Source organism: Sphingobium limneticum, from assembly GCF_008710165.1.
Classification (GTDB): Bacteria; Pseudomonadota; Alphaproteobacteria; order Sphingomonadales; family Sphingomonadaceae; genus Sphingobium; species Sphingobium limneticum.
Genome location: NZ_VYQA01000002.1, coordinates 503741 through 524684, shown reverse-complemented (window position 1 = coordinate 524684; position 20944 = coordinate 503741). Strand labels below are relative to the sequence as shown.

The 20944-nt window shown below is 61.7% G+C and carries 21 protein-coding genes, 1 tRNA gene and 1 pseudogene; 6 read left to right on the top strand and 17 right to left on the bottom strand.

Going from position 1 to position 20944, the window contains the following annotated elements; all coding sequences use genetic code 11:
• Positions 1 to 141: 141 nt before the first annotated feature.
• The 6 genes from F4U95_RS04705 to F4U95_RS25515 form a co-directional block, all read right to left on the bottom strand.
• A complete protein-coding gene (locus tag F4U95_RS04705) occupies positions 142 to 336 on the bottom strand; it encodes a P-loop NTPase fold protein (protein ID WP_150424744.1) in 195 nt (64 codons plus the stop codon).
• Between the two features lie 288 nt (positions 337 to 624).
• Positions 625 to 2472: an AAA family ATPase gene (locus F4U95_RS04700; protein ID WP_125999557.1), complete on the bottom strand. Its 1848-nt coding sequence runs from the start codon at positions 2470 to 2472 to the stop codon at positions 625 to 627.
• Positions 2473 to 2599: 127 nt separating this feature from the next.
• Positions 2600 to 3304 carry a pirin family protein gene (locus F4U95_RS04695; protein ID WP_137406095.1) on the bottom strand — a complete coding sequence of 235 codons (705 nt, stop codon included), beginning with the start codon at positions 3302 to 3304 and terminating at the stop codon, positions 2600 to 2602.
• A gap of 111 nt (positions 3305 to 3415) precedes the next feature.
• The gene (locus F4U95_RS04690; RefSeq protein ID WP_083784846.1) at positions 3416 to 4609 is read right to left on the bottom strand and encodes an RNA-guided endonuclease InsQ/TnpB family protein; all 1194 of its coding nucleotides are present in this window, start codon (positions 4607 to 4609) and stop codon (positions 3416 to 3418) included.
• Between the two features lie 129 nt (positions 4610 to 4738).
• Complete coding sequence (locus tag F4U95_RS04685; RefSeq protein ID WP_009821123.1) at positions 4739 to 5782, bottom strand: hypothetical protein; 1044 nt, start codon at positions 5780 to 5782, stop codon at positions 4739 to 4741.
• 51 nt (positions 5783 to 5833) lie between these two features.
• On the bottom strand, positions 5834 to 6103 hold the full coding sequence (locus F4U95_RS25515; protein ID WP_211363938.1) for an ArsR/SmtB family transcription factor: 270 nt from the start codon (positions 6101 to 6103) through the stop codon (positions 5834 to 5836).
• 13 nt (positions 6104 to 6116) lie between these two features.
• Between F4U95_RS25515 and F4U95_RS04675 the strand changes: the two genes are divergently transcribed.
• Both F4U95_RS04675 and F4U95_RS04670 read left to right on the top strand, forming a co-directional pair.
• Positions 6117 to 7109 carry a hypothetical protein gene (locus F4U95_RS04675; RefSeq protein WP_150424743.1) on the top strand — a complete coding sequence of 331 codons (993 nt, stop codon included), beginning with the start codon at positions 6117 to 6119 and terminating at the stop codon, positions 7107 to 7109.
• A 15-nt stretch (positions 7110 to 7124) separates the two neighbouring features.
• On the top strand, positions 7125 to 7379 hold the full coding sequence (locus F4U95_RS04670) for a hypothetical protein (protein ID WP_009821126.1): 255 nt from the start codon (positions 7125 to 7127) through the stop codon (positions 7377 to 7379).
• Positions 7380 to 7530: 151 nt separating this feature from the next.
• Here F4U95_RS04670 and F4U95_RS04665 read toward each other — a convergent pair.
• Positions 7531 to 7607 (bottom strand) — tRNA-Arg (locus F4U95_RS04665).
• Positions 7608 to 7675: 68 nt separating this feature from the next.
• The gene (gene proP, locus F4U95_RS04660) at positions 7676 to 9178 is read right to left on the bottom strand and encodes a glycine betaine/L-proline transporter ProP (protein ID WP_150424742.1); all 1503 of its coding nucleotides are present in this window, start codon (positions 9176 to 9178) and stop codon (positions 7676 to 7678) included.
• A gap of 309 nt (positions 9179 to 9487) precedes the next feature.
• Here proP and F4U95_RS04655 point away from each other — a divergent pair, with 309 nt between their 5' ends.
• The gene (locus tag F4U95_RS04655) at positions 9488 to 10207 is read left to right on the top strand and encodes a queuosine precursor transporter (protein ID WP_150424741.1); all 720 of its coding nucleotides are present in this window, start codon (positions 9488 to 9490) and stop codon (positions 10205 to 10207) included.
• A gap of 63 nt (positions 10208 to 10270) precedes the next feature.
• Positions 10271 to 11239, top strand: coding sequence for a GGDEF domain-containing protein (locus F4U95_RS04650; RefSeq protein WP_246171488.1), 969 nt, complete (start codon positions 10271 to 10273; stop codon positions 11237 to 11239).
• Here F4U95_RS04650 and truA read toward each other — a convergent pair.
• Together truA and fmt are read right to left on the bottom strand one after the other, a co-directional pair.
• The gene (truA, locus tag F4U95_RS04645) at positions 11232 to 11987 is read right to left on the bottom strand and encodes a tRNA pseudouridine(38-40) synthase TruA (RefSeq protein ID WP_150424740.1); all 756 of its coding nucleotides are present in this window, start codon (positions 11985 to 11987) and stop codon (positions 11232 to 11234) included. The genes F4U95_RS04650 and truA overlap by 8 nt on opposite strands.
• Positions 11988 to 12008: 21 nt before the next feature.
• Positions 12009 to 12917, bottom strand: coding sequence for a methionyl-tRNA formyltransferase (fmt, locus tag F4U95_RS04640; RefSeq protein WP_150424739.1), 909 nt, complete (start codon positions 12915 to 12917; stop codon positions 12009 to 12011).
• A gap of 53 nt (positions 12918 to 12970) precedes the next feature.
• Here fmt and recR point away from each other — a divergent pair, with 53 nt between their 5' ends.
• Positions 12971 to 13567 (top strand): recombination mediator RecR, encoded by a 597-nt coding sequence (recR, locus tag F4U95_RS04635; RefSeq protein WP_120249372.1) that lies wholly within the window; start codon positions 12971 to 12973, stop codon positions 13565 to 13567.
• 233 nt (positions 13568 to 13800) lie between these two features.
• A complete protein-coding gene (def, locus tag F4U95_RS04630; RefSeq protein WP_120249373.1) occupies positions 13801 to 14331 on the top strand; it encodes a peptide deformylase in 531 nt (176 codons plus the stop codon).
• An 84-nt stretch (positions 14332 to 14415) separates the two neighbouring features.
• Here def and arr read toward each other — a convergent pair.
• The 7 genes and pseudogenes from arr to F4U95_RS04595 all read right to left on the bottom strand — a co-directional run bounded on the left by arr (position 14416) and on the right by F4U95_RS04595 (position 20856).
• Positions 14416 to 14831: pseudogene (arr, locus tag F4U95_RS04625) on the bottom strand (NAD(+)--rifampin ADP-ribosyltransferase).
• A gap of 97 nt (positions 14832 to 14928) precedes the next feature.
• A complete protein-coding gene (gene phoB, locus F4U95_RS04620) occupies positions 14929 to 15630 on the bottom strand; it encodes a phosphate regulon transcriptional regulator PhoB (protein WP_120249375.1) in 702 nt (233 codons plus the stop codon).
• Positions 15631 to 15633: 3 nt separating this feature from the next.
• The gene (phoU, locus tag F4U95_RS04615; RefSeq protein ID WP_120249376.1) at positions 15634 to 16329 is read right to left on the bottom strand and encodes a phosphate signaling complex protein PhoU; all 696 of its coding nucleotides are present in this window, start codon (positions 16327 to 16329) and stop codon (positions 15634 to 15636) included.
• A 19-nt stretch (positions 16330 to 16348) separates the two neighbouring features.
• Positions 16349 to 17137 carry a phosphate ABC transporter ATP-binding protein PstB gene (gene pstB, locus F4U95_RS04610; protein WP_150424737.1) on the bottom strand — a complete coding sequence of 263 codons (789 nt, stop codon included), beginning with the start codon at positions 17135 to 17137 and terminating at the stop codon, positions 16349 to 16351.
• A gap of 8 nt (positions 17138 to 17145) precedes the next feature.
• Complete coding sequence (gene pstA, locus F4U95_RS04605) at positions 17146 to 18387, bottom strand: phosphate ABC transporter permease PstA (protein ID WP_150424736.1); 1242 nt, start codon at positions 18385 to 18387, stop codon at positions 17146 to 17148.
• Positions 18387 to 19781 carry a phosphate ABC transporter permease subunit PstC gene (gene pstC / locus F4U95_RS04600; protein WP_120249379.1) on the bottom strand — a complete coding sequence of 465 codons (1395 nt, stop codon included), beginning with the start codon at positions 19779 to 19781 and terminating at the stop codon, positions 18387 to 18389. The genes pstA and pstC overlap by 1 nt, the downstream gene beginning before the upstream one ends.
• A gap of 7 nt (positions 19782 to 19788) precedes the next feature.
• On the bottom strand, positions 19789 to 20856 hold the full coding sequence (locus tag F4U95_RS04595) for a substrate-binding domain-containing protein (protein ID WP_172598744.1): 1068 nt from the start codon (positions 20854 to 20856) through the stop codon (positions 19789 to 19791).
• Positions 20857 to 20944 lie beyond the last annotated feature (88 nt).

The window sequence follows — 20944 nt, the reverse complement described above, 5'->3', positions numbered from 1 at the left end:
TGGTACAACAATCACCGGCTCTTCGGCCCTATCGGGCACATCCCGCCCGCTGAGGCCGAAGACAATTACTATGCAGCCCTCGAGAACCTCGATATGGCTGCATAGCCCAATGAAAACTGCCTCCTGAAAACCCGGGGCGCTTCACTTCGCGCTTGTGCCTGTGAGGAAGTTTTTGATAAGGTGGGTCTTGCCCGAGCCCCATGGACCACTGACCAGCACTGCGTAGTCGAGAGGATGGGCGGGGTCGACGTAATAGGCGAGGAAGCGCTTGATAGCCGAGTTGACTATGTGTGCGTCGCGTTTCGTTCCCTCTAATTTGTCGGTGGTGTCGCTCATGGCTGCAATATAGATATTGCGTGCCCGTACCGGAAGGCAGGCGAAGACCTCAGCGTGATCTCGAGGCTACAAACGAAAACGGGGCGCTCGACCCGAAGGGAGCACCCCGCCTGCTAACAATTCGCCGCTCTCCCAATTGAGCTACAGACCCCCAATGGTGGATCCGACCGGACTCGAACCGGCATCTTGCGAGGTATTTCGCTAACTGATGAATAACTTTACCAAAAAAGGACGTTAGAGTCAAATATTATTTCGGATATGTTTTATATTAACGGTGCGTATTTCTAGTTATGGCGCAGTGAACGCATTTATCCAGTTAGGTGCGAGAAGGTGATTTGAAGCAGAATATATCCTGTTCTCGCAGTCTTGGGTCGCACCACCAACTTGCTGATGTATGCGCGGGCGTAATCCGTCCATCAGCAACTTGCCATGGCTATGCTCGAAGGCGACGGGGATCAACCCGTTTGCGGGTACGAATCCGGCGTTAGCAGGCGGGTCTGCCGGCATGCCACACAACGCCCACTCAGGTTTTCCTCGCTTGCGCTGGCTGTCGTAAACCGTCGTCTTGATCTGGCCCCGCGCAGTATGGGCCGCGGCGACGAGCTGGTCGCGCCTGAAGGCTGTGACATCAGTGATCGCGGCGTCGACTACCTCGGGCGCGATATGCGGGAAGTTTGCCTTGAGGTGCTGGGCTTGGGCAAAGGAGTGCTCTACATCATTGAAGGGGGTGAAAACCTCGGTGACACGGGTGACACCATTGCGCTGGCGCTCTGCTGCGGCGGTCGCAATTTCAAAGTCCATCTCGGCCTGCGTCCTGAAGTCGCGGTCCCTGTGCAGAATGATTCGAGCATCCGGCCGCATGTCGGTGATCATGCTGGCGAGCAGGCGGGCGGCGGGCAGGTTCCCGCACCCGTTATAGGAGATCACGGCGAGGTTCTGCGGCGCCCCGTTGGCACGTGCCAGCGCGGTGACGGGCTTTGTCTTCTTATCCTCGGTCATAAGGATTACGGGGCGAGCGGGATCGAAGGCATCTGCGCCCGCGGAGAGCGCTCCCAAGGTCATGAGGATGGGGATCGCCGGCCTTTGGGCTTCGTCGACAGGCACCTTGGCACCGTCGCTCATCCATACAACGGCGGCGTCCGAGTCGTACATAAGCCGCTGGATCAACTGCGGAGAGTGGCTGGCGAACAGAATGCGGGTTTGCGTCTCGGCGGCAACGCCGCGCAGCGCCTCATAGAGCCTCGATTGGCTATCTGCGTGCAGATGGGCATCTGGCTCGTCGAGAAGGAGGAGCGGGGGAGCGTAGAAGCATGCGTAGGCGATGATCTGGATCACCTGCAACATGCCGGTCGACGCCATGTCGAGTGTGACACAGGAATCGGTCGCCTCGACATCTACTCGCACATAGCGGTCGCGTTTTGGATCGTGGGCCACGACGACCCGGGTGCCCGGATAGCAGCGGTCGAGCAGGGTGCAGAAGGTCTTCCACCTGCTTTCGGGCAGCACGCCGATGTCGCGGTTATGGCTCCATGCGGCCATAGCCATCTCGTCGAGATCACGAGTAAACAGGTGATCGAGCACAGTGCGCAGATAAAGGTTCGCATCGCCGTGCATCACAGCGGCGTCCATTGCGCCCTTGGTCCGCCATTCTTCGCGCATCGGTATGCCGGAGAGGCCAGGCGTCAGGATCGAGAACGGTTGATCGGGATTGGCCAGCACTGCGGCCAAGTCGTCGTCGCCAATCCGGTTGATAGCGATGTTGGCGTTCTTGCCGCGCCGGACCTCGATCGTCAGCTCCTTGGCGACGTTCGTGTCCAAGTCCACCCCGCTGTAAGTGATCGAATATCCGAGTTTCTGAGTGGCGGGGTCGCCTCGTCTCAGATCGAGCAGGTGTTCGGTTGGACGAAATAGGACATTGTCGTTTGACACAGTCCCGGCAAAGTCCGGGGTTCCGTCGGCCTTCACATTGCGTAGGGCGGCTTGGAGTATAGAGACGCCGAGCTGCGCGGCTTGAAGCGCGCTGCTTTTGCCGCTGGTGTTGCCACCAACGAGAGCAGTAACCGGCTTCAGGTCGATAGTGAGCACCTCAATCCGTTTGAAGTGGCTGATGACGATCTTATCGAGCCGAATCCGCATTCATGCCTCTTTCCCTGACGCGCAATTGGACCGCGATCACGTTCCAATTGCAACGCCGTTTCCGTGAGCACGATAGCGCCGCGGTTGTCCGGCCTACTTCAGCATAGGGTCGAAAATATAGGCCGTTCTATCCTTGTCCGATTTCGATGAGCAGCGCTTCAGCTTCGTCAACTCCCGTGAGAGTTAGTCTCTCAACGTTATTGATGAGAATGCCGTCGTTGCGGTTGGCAACAACATCACCGACCTGGACTGCTCCGGAGAGCGGCACGAGATAGCCAAAATTGCCTGCCTCAAAGCGGTAATCCGCAATGCCGCCGTCGGCCAGCACAATTCGCGATAGACGGGCATTGGCTCGCATGGGCAGTGAATTGCCTTCATTGTCGAACCCGCTGGCCAATGTAATGAACTGCCCCGGTTCACCATCATCAGCGAACCCTTTCGTGACGGAAAAGGGCTCGCCACTAGGCTGGTGGGGCATAAGCCAGATCTGGACGAATTCGACGGGGTCGCTTTCGTCTGGATTGCCCCGCCGGATAGAGACACCGGTTCCAGCGGACATGATCTGGCAATTGCCCGACTGGAGCATGCCGACATTGCCCAAGCTATCTTCGTGATAGAGGAACCCACTGGAGACGTAGGTCAGTATCTCGGTATCGGTATGCGGAGTTTGCGGCAGGGCAGCGCGGGGAGAGATCGTCTCGTGGTTCCACATGATCATATCGCCCCACTGCATCGGATGTCCGCCGCAGCTCTCAGGCCCGAAATGCTGAAGGCTTTGGAAATGATCCAAACGGAAGCTGCCGAAGTCGCGGGAGGGGCGTAAGGTGATCATCAGGGTTCCAGTGCGAATATGTATGGCTAAAGCGGGTTTGAAAAAAAACCAAACTGGCTTTGGACAGGCAGTTGCTATGCAAACGCGCTGCATTTCCGGGTGGACGCGCAGCTAGACGCTGGCGTTGGACAAAACCTTGCCCACCCTGCGACCCAAAGCGGCCGCATGCGCGGAGAGACCGCGCGCAAGGATGTTGATTGCGTTGTTGGTGCCTCGTGGGACATCGGCGCCGCAGGCACAGATGTGCCGGTCAGCATCGTTACTTTCAGAGGTTGGTGATCCGCATGCATTGCACGTTTGCGTAATGTGTCTCGGATCGACAACGACGACTTTGCCACCAGCCTTTTCAGCTTTGTAGCGGATCATCTCAAGAAGGCGCTTTGGTCTTGGCTCGGCCAACACCTGACCGTTTTCTCGTGTCGCGATTGCGCCAGCGCCGTCTGATGGGCGTCGTGTGCGTGTTGGTCGGGGAAATTGTTTGAGCGCGAGATCTTCGACCACGATCGTCTCAAATCGATTAGTGATCGCCGCCGAGATCTGATGCAGCCGCGTGGAACGGAGGTTTATCACGCGTTGACTGGCGCGGTCTTGGCGTTCGCGCAGCTTTTTACGTCGGCGGGAGTCTTTCTGGCATCTTGCCAGTGCCCGGTAGGCCCGACGCAACGCGGAACTCTGAGTGGTCTTACGGGGTGTGTCGTCGAAGAGAGAGCCATCTGACAGCGATGCTAGTTGCTCTATGCCGAGATCGAGGCCGCATGCGCTACCGGGTTTCTTATGCTCTTGATCGCCGACTTTGCAATCAACCAGGATGGCAACATGCCATTGGCGGGCTCTGCGGGTGAAGGTGAGTCTGGTGAGGCGAGCGTCAGCCGGCAAAGGGCGATGCATGCGCATGCGCAATTTCCCGACGATGCCATCGACCGTTAGGTAGCCGTCGGCAATAACACATCCTCGGACGCCATGGACGCCAAAACTGCGCCAGCGATCTTCGGAGCGAAAGCGTGGGAACCCGGCGTTGGGGTTAGCTCTCAGGCGGTCGCGATACTTCGCCATCGCGGTATCGACGCAGCGCAAGGTCCAGTTGTTAATACCCCAAGGCAGAGCAGTATGCTGGCGGTTGGCCATTCGATAGGCAGGGAGAGACTTCGTATCGTCTTCGTATGTGAGATGAACGCCGCGCTGGAAGGCTGTGCGCCGGTTCTGTAGTGCGTCGTTGTATAAATTTCGCTGCAGCTGCAGGATCGAGGCCAAGCGCGCATGTTGCGCCCTGCTTGGCTCGATCGGAAATTTATACTGCAAGAACATGTGCTTGCATGTGACGCGCAAAAGTTAACGCAAGGTGGATGTTCGAAGATCAATCAGGCGGAAGGGGGAATGATCGTTGGGATCCCATTCAGTCAGCGCGCTGCGACAATCTCACCTGCCGCTAAAGTGCTACCTGGTCGGGGACAGAGGTCGGGCATAGGCGAATTCAATTGGCGTTGATTTCACTGGCCCCTTGGTAATCGCTTGGATCGCTGCCGCGGCTGGTACGGCGGGCTCGGCCTCGCGATTGATCTGCAGGCCAGCGTGATAGCGCTCCAGAAGCAGAGCAACGGCTGGACGCACGACAGGCAGAGGCAGAGTTTCGCGAATCGCGAATGGGATGGAAGGATTGCGGCGGGGATTGAGAGGCACGCGGCCGAGCTTGGTGCCGAACATAGCAGTGAGGGCCAATCCTGGCCGACGAGAATCTACCTGAACGTCTGACTGGGCGATGCCGAGTGAGCGTAACTGGGCTTTCGTGCGTGGGTCATCGATGGGAGCGCTGCGATAGGTTACCAAAGATGCGCGTGCGGGTGATGCGGAACTCGTCTTCTCAGCTGCCTCGGTGACCAACTGGAGGATGTCGTCGGCAGTTGGCCGATCTGCAGTCACCACATGGGCAAGAGCGATACCACGGCTGACGTCGATGAACGCGGTGAGGACAGCGTGATAGGGGATGTTATCGGGGCCATCGACCGCCACATCGAGTGGCGACATATCGATGGCGTAGTCGGTATTCATGCCGGTGTAGGACGCGATATCGGTCACTTCCATGGGCAGATTGAGTCTCGTGCGGACTGCCCGTTTGCTTGGTGGACTTATTTTACGCTTCTCGCACAAGGCTTCGGCGGCAGACTGGATCGCCCCTGGCCGAGCGCCCGGGCCGGCGTGCGCGATGGCTTCTTCGAGAGCTGCTCTCGTTTCAGCAGGAAGCTGACGGGGGTAGTTGGACAGAACCTGATCGTTCAGTTGGAGCGAGTCCTTGTACGCCCGAATGATCTTGAAGAAGTTGCGCTCCTTATACCCCAGCCGAGTGGCGGCAGCGGTAACAGCTGCTGCCATTCGCCGACTGCCCTTCCTGGGGAGCTCTTCAACTTCCAGAGCACGCCGGTAAGCTTCCGGCCACTGCTGAGGCGTGAAGGTCACCATGTAGTGGGCAATGCGATCTTCCATTTTTCTTCACTCCTGAGTTTCGAGGAGCGAAGCAGAGCGTATTCAGAAAATTCAGGGCGTCACTGAGGCTAAGCCATTGAGGTATGTGCCGATGGACGACGCTGCGGCTGTATCAGCCCGATAGATCACCTGTTTTCCCGCACGGCGCGAGGAAACAAGGTGGGCGCGCGATAGAATTCCCAGATGGGAAGATAGCGTGTTTGCAGCGACATTGAGGTGGCGCGCAATTTCTCCCGCCGGCAGGCCTTCAGGCGCCCGGGCGAGTAGGCGGTAGATATCATGGCGAGTCGGTTGCCCTAGCGCAGCCAGGGCCTCGACCATTGCTGATGAGTCCATGGGCCAGACTATCAGCGATCCATCCCAACCGGTCAAACGGTTAGTGACGGACAGATCCGTCAGCCAAACCAACAATGTACCGGCCGATGTCCGTTTCGACGTCCGTTGGAACAGCAAATCGGACACCGTTCAATTCTATAATTCCAGAATCATTGAAATGAATGTACAAGTCTGCAAGTGGAGCAAGCGACTCGCGCAGGCTTCTTTTGAAAAGGATGGTGACAGAAAGGGTTTCGCAATGCTGACGCATGAGATGTACGAACAGAGAATAGCTGCACGGACCCAGCGCTCAGCGCTGGATTACTTTACCACTTCAGCTCTGTTGGGACGCCCTGATCCGCTAGCCAGCGATAGCCCCGACGATGTGTCATTCGATTTGACCTACAAGATGGTCGATCGCCTTGTGATCGCGGCCGTTGAAACCGGCGCTCGGTTTGAGCGTGACAGCTTGCCGTCCGATCCATTGGCCTGGCTGTATAGCCCGCAGCCTCCGTTTGACGGGGCGCGACCGCTGGAAGCCTGTTTGACCGCGCCGGGGTTGATGAGGTGCATCATGTTCCACTCGCTCGATCTGGAACTGGGCATGCCAAGTGATCTGGTCGATCAAATCCTCTGTCGTGACGCGGGCATGACCGGAGAGACGGTGTCTGGGGGGCTATGGAATACCGATAGGGACCGGGACAGTGTCGGACATGGTCGAACGCTCTACACCGCGACGATCGTCGATGTGCAGGTGGGTCAAATCCATCATGTCTACCATGCGATGATGGCCTGCGATCTCGCCGAGGCGAGAGGATTGCTCAGACTTCGTTATGGAAGACAGTTGGCGGACCAGGCTGAGGTCCGCAGAGGGTACGACGCGAGCAACCCGCTGGCGGTCTCTATGGTGTCGGACGCGATGGGGGCGATTTTGGCGATGGTCGCCAGCAATCCTCAAAGTGCGTTGGCTGAAGGGCTCGACCTGCAACTCGAATCCAGGTTCGCGCCGTAGAGAGGCGCGCAGGCCATGATGGTCGTCACGATCACAATCTGGCCGGGTGGCGATGAGGCAGCGTCTTTCGATATCGCGCAGATGAAGATCGAGAACGAGAGCAGGCTGGCCGACGTCAGCGATTATACTGCTCGGATCGTCCAGTGCGAAAACCGCCGACTAGGGGTGCAGGGGATAGATACCCGGGTGCAAATATCGTCACATCCTCGCCGGGATGGGCCTTGGACGTTGCTCAAGAGAATACTCGATCGGGTCGATTTGCCGTCCTGAATGGGACGTTCCTAACTCCTCGCTGACGGCGAAAACCGCCTACTTCGCTACACCCTCTAAAACCGAAACGGCCGAAATTGGCCATTCTCGCCGCTCAGAGGATCACGAAAATGAAGTAAAGGAGCAGACTTGCTGACAACCGAAAAGTTGGTGGCGACCCCGGCTGGATTCGAACCAGCGACCATTCGCTTAGAAGGCGAATGCTCTATCCAACTGAGCTACGGGGCCGTGCGCGTGTCGCGATAGCGGGCGATAGGGCCGGTTGCAATCGCCTGACTGCACCGGCCCTCACTTCGTCAGGCTGTTCCCGGCGCGAACTGCGTCGGTCCGGCCGGGCGGTCCGGCTGGGACAGGGCAGGCGGCGCAGGGTCCACCGTGACCGGCTGGTCGCTGCGCAACAGGGCGACGGCTTCGGCCCGGCTTTCCACCGCTGGCGGCGATTCGCGCAGCGGCATGCCGGCGGTTTCGCGCACGTTCCACATCGTCACGATGCCGATCGCGGCCGCACCCATCAGATAATAGGCCGGGACCAGCGGGTCGCCGGTCTGGCTCACCAGCCAGGCGGTGACGAGCGGGGTCGTGCCACCAAATAGCGAGACGGAGACGTTGAACGCAATCGATAGCCCGCTGTAGCGCACCGGCGTATAGAAGAGCGCAGGCAGGGTCGATGGCATGGAACTTGTAAAGCAGACCAACGTCACGCCCAGCAGCATCAGGCCGGCGAAGATCAGCCAGTCGTTGCCGGTTCCGATCAGCCACATGCACGGTATCGAGAGCAGGATCAGCGCCATGCAGGCGCCGATGATCATCGGCCGGCGGCCAAGGCGATCGCTGATCGCGCCGCCCACGACATTGAGCGGCATCATCACCAGCATCACCAGTATGATGAGCAACAGCCCCTTGCTTTCGGCATAACCCATGGTGACGCTTAGATAATTGGGCATATAGGTCAGCAGCATATAGTCGGTCACGTTGAAGACCAGCACCAGTCCCATGCACTTGACCAGCTGGCGCCAATGGGTGCGCAGCAGGGCGATGAGGGGCAGGCGCTCCTGCTCGCGCTTGTCGGCTTCCTCCGTATAGGCGCGGAAGGCCGGGGTTTCCTCCAGCTTCAGCCGCATATAGAGGCCCAGCAGCCCCAGCGGCCCCGCGATCAGGAAGGGGATGCGCCAGCCCCAGGCCAGCATATCGGCCTCGCTCAGCGTCATTTGCAGCGCCGTGACGGTGCCAGCGCCCATGATGTAGCCGCCCAGCGTGCCGAACTCCAGCCAGCTGCCCATGAAACCGCGCTTCTGATCGGTCGAATATTCCGCGATGAAGGTCGCCGCGCCGCCATATTCGCCGCCGGTCGAAAAGCCCTGAATCAATCGTGCGACCAGCAGCAATATGGGCGCGCCCATGCCGATTCGCTCATAGGATGGGATGAGGCCGATGGCGAAGGTGCCGATCGCCATCATGATCATGGTGAAGGCCAGCACCTTGTGCCGGCCATAGCGGTCGCCCAGCGGCCCGAACACCAGCCCGCCCAGCGGCCGTACCAGAAAAGCCGCGGTGAAGGTCGCCAAGGTCGCGATCAACTGCGCGGTCGGATCGCCCGCGGGAAAGAAGACGCGGCCCAATGTGACGGCCAGATAGCCGTAGACGCCGAAATCGAACCATTCCATCGCATTGCCCAGTGCTGCCGCGCCCACGGCCCGGTTCAGCTGGGATTTGTCGACGATGGTGATGTCGTCGACCTTCAGGTCGCGACGACGTTTGAACCAGCCAAGATGCGCGCGATGGGCGCTGGAAGTGGACATATATGTCTCCGATTCCGCCACCGGGACGCGAAAATACGCGCCGCACACGATGGGCGGATGAAGGGTCGAACAGGCGACCGTGAAAGGTGCGACGCCGATACGGCATCAAGCGAGGAAGGGCCGACATAGGCAGCCCGTGCGCAAAAGTGGGCAGTTAAGGGACGGGGCGTGGCTTCAAGGGGATGAAGCGACCCGAAATGCTGCAATGCGATATCGCAACGCAGCAAAAATTACGAAACGTGCGATATGGGCGGGATTCGCAAGCACGCCCGCTTGCAATCGCTTGGCTGCGCGATAAGCATCGTCACCATGAGCGACGGGGCGGTGCACAGGATAGAGGCGGATGCGCTGGGTGGCCGGCCGCTGCGCTATTATGATTTCTTCATGGCGGCCTTCGTCGCCATATTGCTGCTGTCGAACCTGATCGGCGCGGCCAAGCTGTCCAACTTGGGGGGCTTCACCTTCGGCGCGGGCATCCTCTTCTTCCCGCTGGGCTATGTCATCGGCGACGTATTGACCGAGGTATATGGCTATTCCCGCGCGCGTCGCTGCGTGTGGGCGGGCTTTGCCGCGATGCTGTTCATGGCGCTGATGAGCTGGGTAGTCGTCGCCCTCCCGCCGGCGGACGGCTGGCCCGATCAGAAGGCCTATGAGACCGTCTTCGGCAGCACATGGCGCATCGTCTTCGCCTCGCTCTGCGCCTTCTGGGCGGGGGAACTCGCCAACAGTTTCGTGATGGCCAAGATGAAGCTGCTGACGCAGGGGCGGCATTTGTGGATGCGCACCATCGGATCGACCATCGTGGGGCAGGGGGTGGACAGTCTCCTCTTCTACCCGCTCGCCTTCCTCGGCAACTGGACCCACACGCAGGTGCTGACCGTCATGGTCACCAACTGGGCGATGAAGGTCGGTTGGGAAGCGGTGCTGACGCCCGTCACCTATCTGGTCGTCAATTTCCTGAAGCGACGGGAGGGGCTGGACGTCTATGACGCGGGCACGAATTTCACGCCTTTCCGCACCCAGCTCTGAAAAACTTCGCGTCCGCGTGACGCGGTAAAGCCTCTGTTTACCGATCCTCATCATTAAGGGCGGATGAGCCGCCATCTACACGACGATTTTACCCAATCTCCCGACCGCAAACCTTTGTCCACGATGGTGGAAGCCGATCTGTTCGGCCCATGCAGCAATATGATGGTGGAACTGGGTCGGGCGCAGCGCCGGTTCGAAGCGACGTTCCTTCACGCCCCGATCGGCATCGCCCATGTCGGGCTGGACGGCCATTTTCTGACCGTCAATCCGCGCTTCTGCGAAATCAGCGGCTATGATGCCGACACGCTGATCCGCACCGGCTTTCAGCAGATCACCCACCCGGACGATCTCCATGCCGACGAAGCGCTGCTGGCGCGGCTCAATGCCGGCGAACTGCCGCGCTACTCGATGGAGAAGCGCTATATCCGGTCCGACGGCACGGTCATCTGGATCAACCTGACCGTGGCGATGGTGCGCGACGATGATGACCGGCCCGAATTTTACGTGGCCGTGATCGAGGATCTGTCCGAACTGCGCCAGGCCAGTTTCGAAGCGCTGCACGATCCGCTGACCAGCCTATGCAACCGGCGCGGTTTTGCCTGCCGCGCCAAATATGTGCTGAGCCACGCCGCCCAGATGGGCCGCGCCGCCAGCCTGCTGTTCCTCGACCTCGACGGGTTCAAACGGCTGAACGACGATCATGGTCATGCTGCGGGCGATGCCTGTCTGGCCGATATCGGCGCGATCCTGCGCGCGCATACCCATGCCGGCGATGTCGTCGCGCGGCTGGGCGGGGACGAATTTCTGCTGCTATTGGCGAACCGTGATGGAGCGGCCGTCGCCGCCGTTGCGGAGGATGTCCGGTTGGCACTGGCCGCCTATGGCATGGGGATCAGCGGCAGCCTGGGCCTCGTCACCACCGACAGGCCTGATCCCGCCGATCTCGACCGGCTGATCGGCCGCGCCGACGATGCGATGCGCGATGCGAAGCGCGCCGGCAAGAATCAGGTACGGGTCGCCGCGCTTAGCTGACGGCTTCGTCCGGATAAGTGGCGCGCACGAAATACAGCCCGTCCGGCGGCGCATTCAGGCCCAGCGCGGCCCGATCCTTCGCCTCCAGCGCGGCGCGCAGATCGTCGGCGCTCCATCGGCCCATGCCGACCATCGCCAGGCACCCGACCATCGATCGCACCTGATGATGCAGGAAGGATCGCGCCGCCGCATGGATGGCGATGCGATCGCCGTCCCGCTCCACCGCCAACCGGTCCAGTGTCTTGACCGGACTATGCGCCTGACAATGGGCCGAGCGGAAGGTGGTGAAGTCGTGCAGCCCCACCAATATCTGCGCCGCCGCATGCATCGCGTCGGCATCCAATGGCTGGATCACCCGCCACATCAACCCCCGGTCGAAAGTCAGTGGCGCCCGGCGATTGGCGATGCGATAGATATAGGACCGCCCCACGCAGGAAAAGCGCGCATGCCAGTCGTCCGGCATCACGTCGCATGTCAGGATGGCCACCGGATCGGGCCGCAGTCGCGCATTGATCGCCTCCATCAGGCGGAAGGGCGCGATATCTTTCCCAATCTCCGCATGGGCACGCATCGCCAGTCCGTGAACGCCCGCATCGGTGCGCCCGGCGGCGTGGATGATCGCCCGCTCGCCCGTGACCGCGAAAATCGCGTCCTCGATGGCCTGCTGCACGCTCGGCCCATGTGCCTGCCGCTGCCAGCCCATGAAGGGCCGACCGTCAAATTCGACGGTAAAGGCGAAACGAGTCACGAACCCGCCTTCATCGGGCCATCACCCATCCACCCGGCTCCCCGCCGGCATCTCGTAACCGCGCAGCAATTCGCCCGGCGACATCGCGCCCTTGCCCGCCCGCTGGATCAGGGTCGGGCGGATCGCGTCATGGCCGCACCCGATCAGCAGGCTGTCGTCCAGCAATTCGCCCGGCGTTCCGGCATGATGTTCGACATGCCCGGCCAGGATACGGAATCGCTCGCCGCAATATTCGAAAAAGGCGCCGGGGAAGGGATTGAAGGCGCGGACCTGCCGTTCGACCTGATGCGCGTCCTTGGTAAAGTCGATCCGCGATTCCGCCTTGTCGATCTTGGCGGCATAGGTGACGCCGTCCTCGGGCTGCGCCATCGGCGGGTGCAGCGCGATATCGTCCAGCACTTCGATCATCAACTCTGCGCCGGCCTGCGCCAGTTCGGCGGTCAGCGCGCCGGCGGTCTTGTCCTCGATCGGGGTGACATGCTTCGCGCGCATCGGCCCGGTGTCCAGGCCCGCTTCCATGTCCATGATCGTCACGCCGGTGACATTGTCGCCAGACAGGATCGCCCGCTGGATCGGCGCCGCCCCGCGCCAGCGCGGCAGCAAGGATGCGTGGATGTTCATGCAGCCATAACGCGGCGCGTTCAGCACGGCGCGCGGCAAGATCAGCCCATAGGCGGCGACCACGGCCACATCGGCCTCCAGCGCAGCAAAGTCTGCCTGCACCCCGGCATCCTTGAGCGACACCGGCGTGCGCACTTCTATGCCCAGTGCCTCGGCGCGGCCATGAACCGGGGAGGGTCGCAACGCTTTGCCGCGACCGGCGGGGCGGGGCGGCTGGCTGTAGACCGCGACGACGTCATGGCCCGCCTTGACCAGCGCGTCGAGCGCGGGAACGGCGAAATCGGGGGTGCCCATATAGATGATACGCATGATGGGGCCTCAAAGCTCTTGTCGGGATGACATGCAACCCCTTATCTCACCTTATGGCCTCACCAGAAATAGAAGCGCTCACGCAAGCCCTGTCTCGCCTGCCCGGACTTGGTCCCCGTTCGGCGCGGCGCGCGGTGCTGCATCTGCTCAAACGGCGCGAAGGCGCGATGGAACCGCTGCTGCGCGCGCTGGAGGCCGTGAACGAACGGCTGGTTACCTGCCATCTTTGCGGCAATGTCGATACGGTCGATCCCTGCGGCATCTGCACCGATCATCGCCGCGATCCGCGCGCGTTGTGCGTGGTGGAGGATGTGTCGGACCTGTGGGCGCTGGACAAATCGCGCCTGTTCCCCGGCCGTTTCCATGTGCTGGGCGGGCGCCTGTCCGCATTGGAAGGGGTACGGCCTGAGGATCTGACCATCGACGCGCTGATCGCGCGGCTGGAACCGGGCGGCATCGACGAAGTGGTGCTGGCCATGAACGCCACGCTGGAGGGGCAGACCACCGCCCATTATCTGGCCGAGCGACTGGAGCGCTTTCCCATCCGCCTGACTCAATTGGCCCATGGTGTGCCGGTCGGCGGCGAACTTGATTATCTGGATGAAGGCACGTTGGCGCAGGCCCTGCGCGCGCGGCGGCCGGTGGGGTAGGCGACAACGGGTCTGGCGCTGTCCTACAGCCGCAATTTCTGGTAGATGATGGTTTGTCCCAATAGATTGCTATTGTTATTTAATTTCCTATTCCTGATCCGATATTTCAGAATATGCGGGAAATGTGCGAAGTTAAGCGCGTGCTGTCCTATTGCGACCTGCCAACTCCGCGATCGCGGCGCTGATCCCGCCGCCCGCTTGATATTTGCGCCTGTTCCGCCTATGTTCGGCCTATGGCCATCCGTCCCATCCTCGAAGCGCCCGATCCGCGGCTGCGCACCATCTCGACCCCGGTCGAGGCGATTGACGACGATCTGCAGACGCTGATCGACGATATGTTCGAAACCATGTACGACGCGCCGGGCATCGGCTTGGCCGCGATCCAGGTCGGCGTGCCCAAGCGGGTGCTGGTCATGGACCTTCAGGAACCCGAATCGGACGAAGAAGACGCCAAGCCGGTCAAAAAGCCGATGGTCTTCATCAATCCCGAAATCCTCAAGGGTTCGGAAGAATTGTCGGTCTATCAGGAAGGCTGCCTGTCGGTTCCGGATCAATATGCCGAGGTCGAACGCCCCGCCACCGTCCGCGCCAGCTGGATGGACCGCGAGGGCCGCATCCATGAAGAGCAGCTGGAAGGGCTGCTGGCCACATGTCTCCAGCATGAAATGGATCATCTGGAAGGCGTTCTTTTCATCGACCATCTGTCCCGCCTGAAGCGCGACATGCTGCTCAAGAAACTCAACAAGGCCCGCCGCGCCGCCTGATCGGCGCATAGCGTTGACCATGAAAAACGCCCCGGCTCTGCTTCCGGGGCGTTTTTCATGGTGAGAGAGATCGCATAAAGGCGATCAATCGATGATGTGATCCAGGCCCTGCGCCTTCAATGGTCCAGATAGGCTTTCATCTGCTGGACCTGCTCAGGCGGATGCCCCTGCCAACCCACGATTTCGGCGACGACGCGCAGCGGGTCGCGGGAGCGGTAGGACAGGGTCGGGTTGCCGGGGAATTTCTTGTCGGTCACATTGGGATCGTCCAGGATCGCGCCGGTCGGCTCGACGACATAAATGCGGTCCGGGCCGACACCCCCGGCCAGTTCGGCGCCCCAGATCGCCGCATCCAGCGTCGCGCTCAGATAGACCCAGGACAAAGGCTTGCCCGAACCGAAATTGGACGCGTGGCCAACGGCGATCAGGTCGCCGGGTTTCAGGTCGGCGCGCGTCCCGTGAAAATATTGGCGGACGAACATGGTGGGACAGGCGGACATGGATGACGGCTCCTTACCAACTTGCCTTGCATAGAAAAAAGCCTCCCCGAATGGCAATTCGGAGAGGCTGTATATTAGGCGTCAGGAGTGGCGCGTGTCAGCCGACCCCTTCGGTATCCAGCGCATAGCCAGCCGAGCGCACGGTGCGGATGATATCCTGATATTGCCCGTCGCCGTTGATCGCCTTGCGCAGGCGGCGGATATGGACGTCCACGGTGCGCAGTTCGATATCGCTATCCTGGCCCCAAACGCTGTCGAGCAGCCGCTCCCGCGAGAAGACCCAACCCGGATGCTCCAGGAAATGCTTGAGCAGGCGGAATTCGGTCGGACCCAGCGGGATCACCTGACCGCTGCGGCGCACCTTGTGCCCCACCGTGTCCATCTCGACATCGGCGAAGGTCAGCGTCTCGCCGGCCAGTGCCGGGCGCACGCGGCGCAGCACCGCGCCGACGCGCGCCACCAACTCGCGGGGGCTGAACGGCTTGGTCACATAATCGTCCGCGCCGGTTTCCAGCCCACGCACCCGATCCTCTTCCTCACCGCGCGCGGTCAGCATGATGATCGGGATGTTGGCCGTGCCGTTCATGCGGCGTAGACGACGGCACACTTCGATGCCGGACAGGCTTTCGACCATCCAGTCGAGCAGCACGATGTCAGGCACATTTTCCTGCGCCATCAGCAGCGCTTCCTCGCCATCGACCGTATGGGCGACGTCGAAATCCTCACGCTTGAAATGCCAGATCAGCAGTTCCGCCAGCGCTGCGTCATCCTCGACCAGCAGCATCTTCGCTCTTGCCATGGATCAGTCCTCCGGCTGGATGTCGGCGCCGCGCTCGCGCTCGGGCAGGGTCTGGCCGGTGGCCGCATAATAGACCATTTCCGCGACATTGGTCGCATGGTCGCCGATGCGTTCGATATTCTTGGCCACGAACAGCAGATGGGCGCATTCGCTGATCGTCTTGGGATTTTCGACCATGAACGTCACCAGCGTGCGGAAGACGCTGTTGTAGAAATCGTCCACGACCGTGTCGCGTTCGATCACTGCCAGCGCCAGATCGGCGTCGCGCGCGGCAAAGGCGTTGAGCGCATCATGCACCATCTCGCCTGCGACCTGCCCCATGGACGGCAGCAGCGCGATGGGCTCCAGCGTCCGCTTGTTGGTCGCGATCAGCGGCACGCGCTTGGCGATATTCTTGGCATAGTCGCCGATGCGCTCCACCACGCTGACGATCTTGAGCGCCGCGATCACGTCGCGCAGGTCGTTTGCCATCGGCGCGCGCAGGGCGATCACCTGGATGACGAGCTTCTCGACTTCCGCCTCGATCGCGTCGATCCGCTTGTCGTCGGCGACGACTTCGGCCGCGAGCTTCTTGTCCTGCCGCTGGAGCGCCAGCATGGCATTTTCGATTGCCGCTTCCGCGCGACCGCCCATTTCGGCGATCAGCCCGCGCAGCCGGTCGATTTCCTCGTCAAATGCCTTGATCGTATGTTCAGCCATGTCTGTCTCTCCCGCCCGATCAGCCGTAACGACCGGTGATATAGTCTTTGGTCCGCTCCTGGCGGGGATTGGTGAAGATGTCCGACGTCACGCCATATTCGACCAGATCGCCCAGATGGAAGAAGGCGGTCCGCTGCGACACGCGGGCGGCCTGCTGCATGTTATGCGTCACGATCACGATCGCATAGCGGCCGCGCAGTTCGTGGATCAGCTCCTCGATCTTCGCCGTCGCGATCGGGTCCAGCGCCGAACAAGGCTCGTCCATCAGGATGACTTCGGGTTCAACCGCGATGGCGCGGCCGATGCACAGACGCTGCTGCTGACCACCCGACAGGGCGGTGCCGCTGTCATGCAGCCGATCCTTGACCTCGTCCCACAGGCCCGCGCGGCGCAGCGACTTTTCGACGATCACGTCCATGTCCGCCTTGCCCGCGGCCAGGCCGTGGATGCGCGGCCCATAGGCGATATTTTCGTAGATCGACTTGGGGAAGGGATTGGGCTTCTGGAACACCATGCCAACCCGCGCGCGCAGCTGCACCACGTCCATCGACGGGGCGTAGATATTCTCGCCGTCCAGCGTGATTTCACCCTCGACCCGCGCAGATGCGACCGTGTCGTTCATGCGATTGAGTGTCCGCAGGAAAGTCGACTTGCCGCAGCCCGACGGGCCGATGAAGGCGGTGACATGGTCCATGCCGACATCGATCGACACGCCCTTGATCGCCTGCTTCTCGCCATAGAAAACCTTGACGTCGCGGGCCGACATCTTGGGATTGTCGATGGTCAGGTTGGTTTGTTCTTCTGTCATGGGTGTGATTACCACCGTGTTTCAAACTTGTTGCGCAGGTAGATGGCGAGGCCGTTCATCGCGAGCAGGAAGGCCAGCAGGACGATGATGGCGGCAGAGGTCTTTTCGACGAAGCCCTTGGAGACTTCATCCGACCACAGGAAGATCTGCACCGGCAGTACGGTCGCAGGGTCGGTGACGCCGCCCGGCGGGGTCGCGATGAAGGCGCGCATGCCGATCATCAGCAACGGCGCGGTTTCACCCAGCGCGCGGGCCATGCCGATGATGGTGCCGGTCAGGATGCCGGGCAAGGCGAGCGGCAGCACATGCTGGAACACGACCTGCACCGGGCTGGCCCCGATGCCCAGTGCCGCGTCGCGGATGCTGGGCGGGACCGATTTGATGGCGTTGCGGCCCGCGATGACGATGACGGGCATCGTCATCAGCGCCAGCGTCATGCCGCCGACCAGCGCCGCCGATCGGGGCAGATGGGCCAGATTGAGGAAGATCGACAGGCCGAGCAGGCCGAAGATGATGGAGGGCACGGCCGCCAGATTGTTGATCGACACTTCGATAATGTCGGTCCACCAATTTTTGCGGGCATATTCCTCCAGATAGAGGGCCGTAGCCACGCCGACCGGGAAGCTGAGGATCAGCGTGACGAGCATCGTCAGCAGCGATCCCTTGAACGCGCCCCAGATGCCGACCTGCGTCGGATCGGTACCGTCGCTGGCGGTCAGGAAGCTGAAGTTGAAGCCGGTCGACAAGACGCCCTGCTGTTTCAGCTGTGCGACCTCCGCCTCCATCTCGGGCGATCCCTTGCTCTTGGCGGCCAGGTCCAGCCCGGTGGAGGCGGGAACGCTGATCGTCGCGGTACGGCTCAGGATCGTCGGATCGGCCTTGATCGCGTCACGGATGCTGATCCAGGCAGTCGGTGACAGAAGCGCGTCGGCCTTGTCGCCCAGCGCGGTCTTGGCGACCGTGCCAGTCACCATCGGCAGATTGGCGTTAGCCAACGCCTCGTCCGTGATCGCCTTGGGATCGAGCAGCAGCGGCGAGGCCGGGAAATCGACCTTCAGCGCGATTTCGGTCCGGGTAAAGCCGCGCAGGCCGTTGCCCATCATGGTGACGAGCAGGAAGGCCAGGAAGGATGCGGACAGAACGACGGCGAACAGGCCCGCGAACTTGAAGCGGCGTTCGGCGGCGTAACGCCCCGCAATCCGCTTGCGCATGGCCTCCGACTTCCAGTCGGTGGGGTTGCGTGTGCTCATTAGTCGTAAGCCTCGCGATATTTCTTCACGACCCGCAGGGCCACGATGTTGAGCAGCAGGGTGACGATGAACAGCACCAGGCCCAGCGCGAAGGCGGCGAGCGTCTTGGCGCTGTCGAACTCCTGGTCGCCGGTCAGCAACTGGACGATCTGGGTCGTCACCGTGGTCACGCTGGCAAAGGGATTGGCGGTGAGGTTTGCAGCAAGGCCGGCCGCCATCACCACGATCATCGTTTCACCGATGGCGCGGCTGACGGCCAGCAGCACACCGCCCACGACGCCGGGGAGGGCGGCGGGAATCAGCACGCGGGTGATCGTCTCGCTGGTCGTGGCGCCCATCGCCAGGCTGCCGTCGCGCATCGACTGCGGCACGGCGGCGATGCTGTCGTCGGCCATGGAGGAGACGAACGGGATGATCATCACGCCCATGACGAGGCCGGCGGCCAGTGCGCTTTCAGACGACGCGCCATGGATGCCGATCATGACGGCGAAATCGCGCAGGGCAGGAGCGATGGTGAGCGCGGCGAAATAGCCGTAGACGACCGTGGGCACGCCCGCGAGCATCTCCAGCGTCGGCTTCATCCACTTGCGCACCGTCGGGCTGGCATATTGCGTCAGGTAAATGGCGCTCATCAGGCCCAGCGGGATCGCAACGATCATGGCGATGATCGCACCGATGAAGATGGTGCCCCAGAAGAGCGGCACGGCGCCGAACGCGTCGTCATTGCCATAACCCATGGCGGCTGACTGCGGCGACCATTTGGTGCCGAACAGGAAGTCGATGGGATTGACCATGGAGAAGAAGCGGAAGCTTTCCCACAGCAGCGACGCGACGATGCCCAGCGTGGTGATGATCGCGATCAGCGATGCGATCAGCAGCGACGCCATGACCAGCCGCTCGACCCGCGTGCGCGCCCGGAAGTCGGGGCGGACGCGGGTGAAGGCGAAGGCGCCGCCGGCAAAGGCCAGCACCAGCGCCAGGACGGCGCCGGCGATGCCATATTTGTTGAGCGCTTGCGCATAGGGTTCGACCAGGCCCTGCGACAGGGGATTGAACGCCCCCGCCTGGCTGCCATTGGCGATCGCCCGTGCTTCGCCGAGGATGGCGGAGCGGGAGAAGGCATCGACGGGCAGGCTCTGCGCCGCCGGATCGGCCAGCACGCTCTGCGTGACGAGGCCGGGCGCGACATTGGCCCAGATCGCCAGGAAGATCGCGGCGGGGACCAACGTCCACAGCGCGACATACCAGCCATGATAGCCGGGCAGCGAATGGACGGCGTCACGGCGCCCGGTGGCGCGTGCGGCGGTTTGCAGCCGCAGCGCGCGGGCGCGGGCGCTGACCCAGGCGATCGCGCCCAGGCCCGCCAGCAGCAGGAGGATTGCAGGACCGGTCATGTCGCCCTTACTTCAGCTGCGAACCGTCAAGAACGGTCAGCGCCTTGACCGTTTCGGCGCTCTTCTTGCGCACATCTTCCGGCGCCGCGACCATGCCGCGCTTCGTCAGCGCGCCGTCGGGGTTCCAGTTGGCGGCGAAGGTGTTGAGGAAGCCCTGAAGGCCGGGGATGGCCGTCATATGCGCTTTCTTCACGTATATGTAGAGCGGACGGGCGCCCGGATACTGGCCGGTCGACACGGTTTCATAGGTCGCTTCGACGCCGTTGATCGGCACGTCCTTAAGCGTATCCTTGTTTTCCTCAAGGAAGCTGTAGCCGAACACGCCGACCGCATTGGGGTTCGCGCCCAGCTTCTGCACGATCAGATTGTCGTTCTCGCCGGAGTCGACATATTTGCCGTCTTCGCGAACGCGGGTGCAGGTCGCTTTATACTCGTCTTCGTTCTTTTCCTTGAGCGCCTTCATCGCTTCGTCCGACTGGCAACCCTTTTCCAGGATCAGTTCGGCGAGCGAGTCGCGCGTGCCGCTGGTGGACGGCGGGCCGAAAACGGAAATGGCGATGGCGGGCAGGCTGGGGTCCACATCTTTCCAGGTCTGCGCCTTGTTCGGCCCCTTGCCATAGGGATTGGCGGCCAGCGCCTCATAGACGATCTTGGGCGTCAGCTTCAGGCCCGGACCCTGCTTCGATTCGGCAAAGGCGAGGCCATCGACGCCGATCTGGATTTCGATGATGTCCTTCACGCCGTTGGCGGCGCACTGCTCGAACTCCGCCTTCTTCATCCGGCGCGATGCGTCGGCGATGTCGGGATGCTGGGCGCCGACGCCGGCGCAGAACAGCTTCATGCCGCCGCCGGTGCCGGTGGATTCGATGATCGGCGACTTCATGCCGGCATTGCCCTGCACGAAGAGTTCGGCGACCGCCGTGGCGAAGGGATAGACGGTGGAAGAGCCGACCGCGCGAATCTGGTCGCGCGTGGCGCCGGCACCGCCGCCGGACTGGTCGCCGCAAGCGGCGAGGCTGAGAACGCTGACGGTCGTCGCGGCGAGCAGTGCGAATTTCTTCACGGAAACCTCCATAATCAAGGCCGCGATTCGCTTGTCGCTGCCCCCTTGTGGAAGCGCCTAGTCGCGGACCATCGCGCCTTTGTGACAGTCAGGTTGCGTT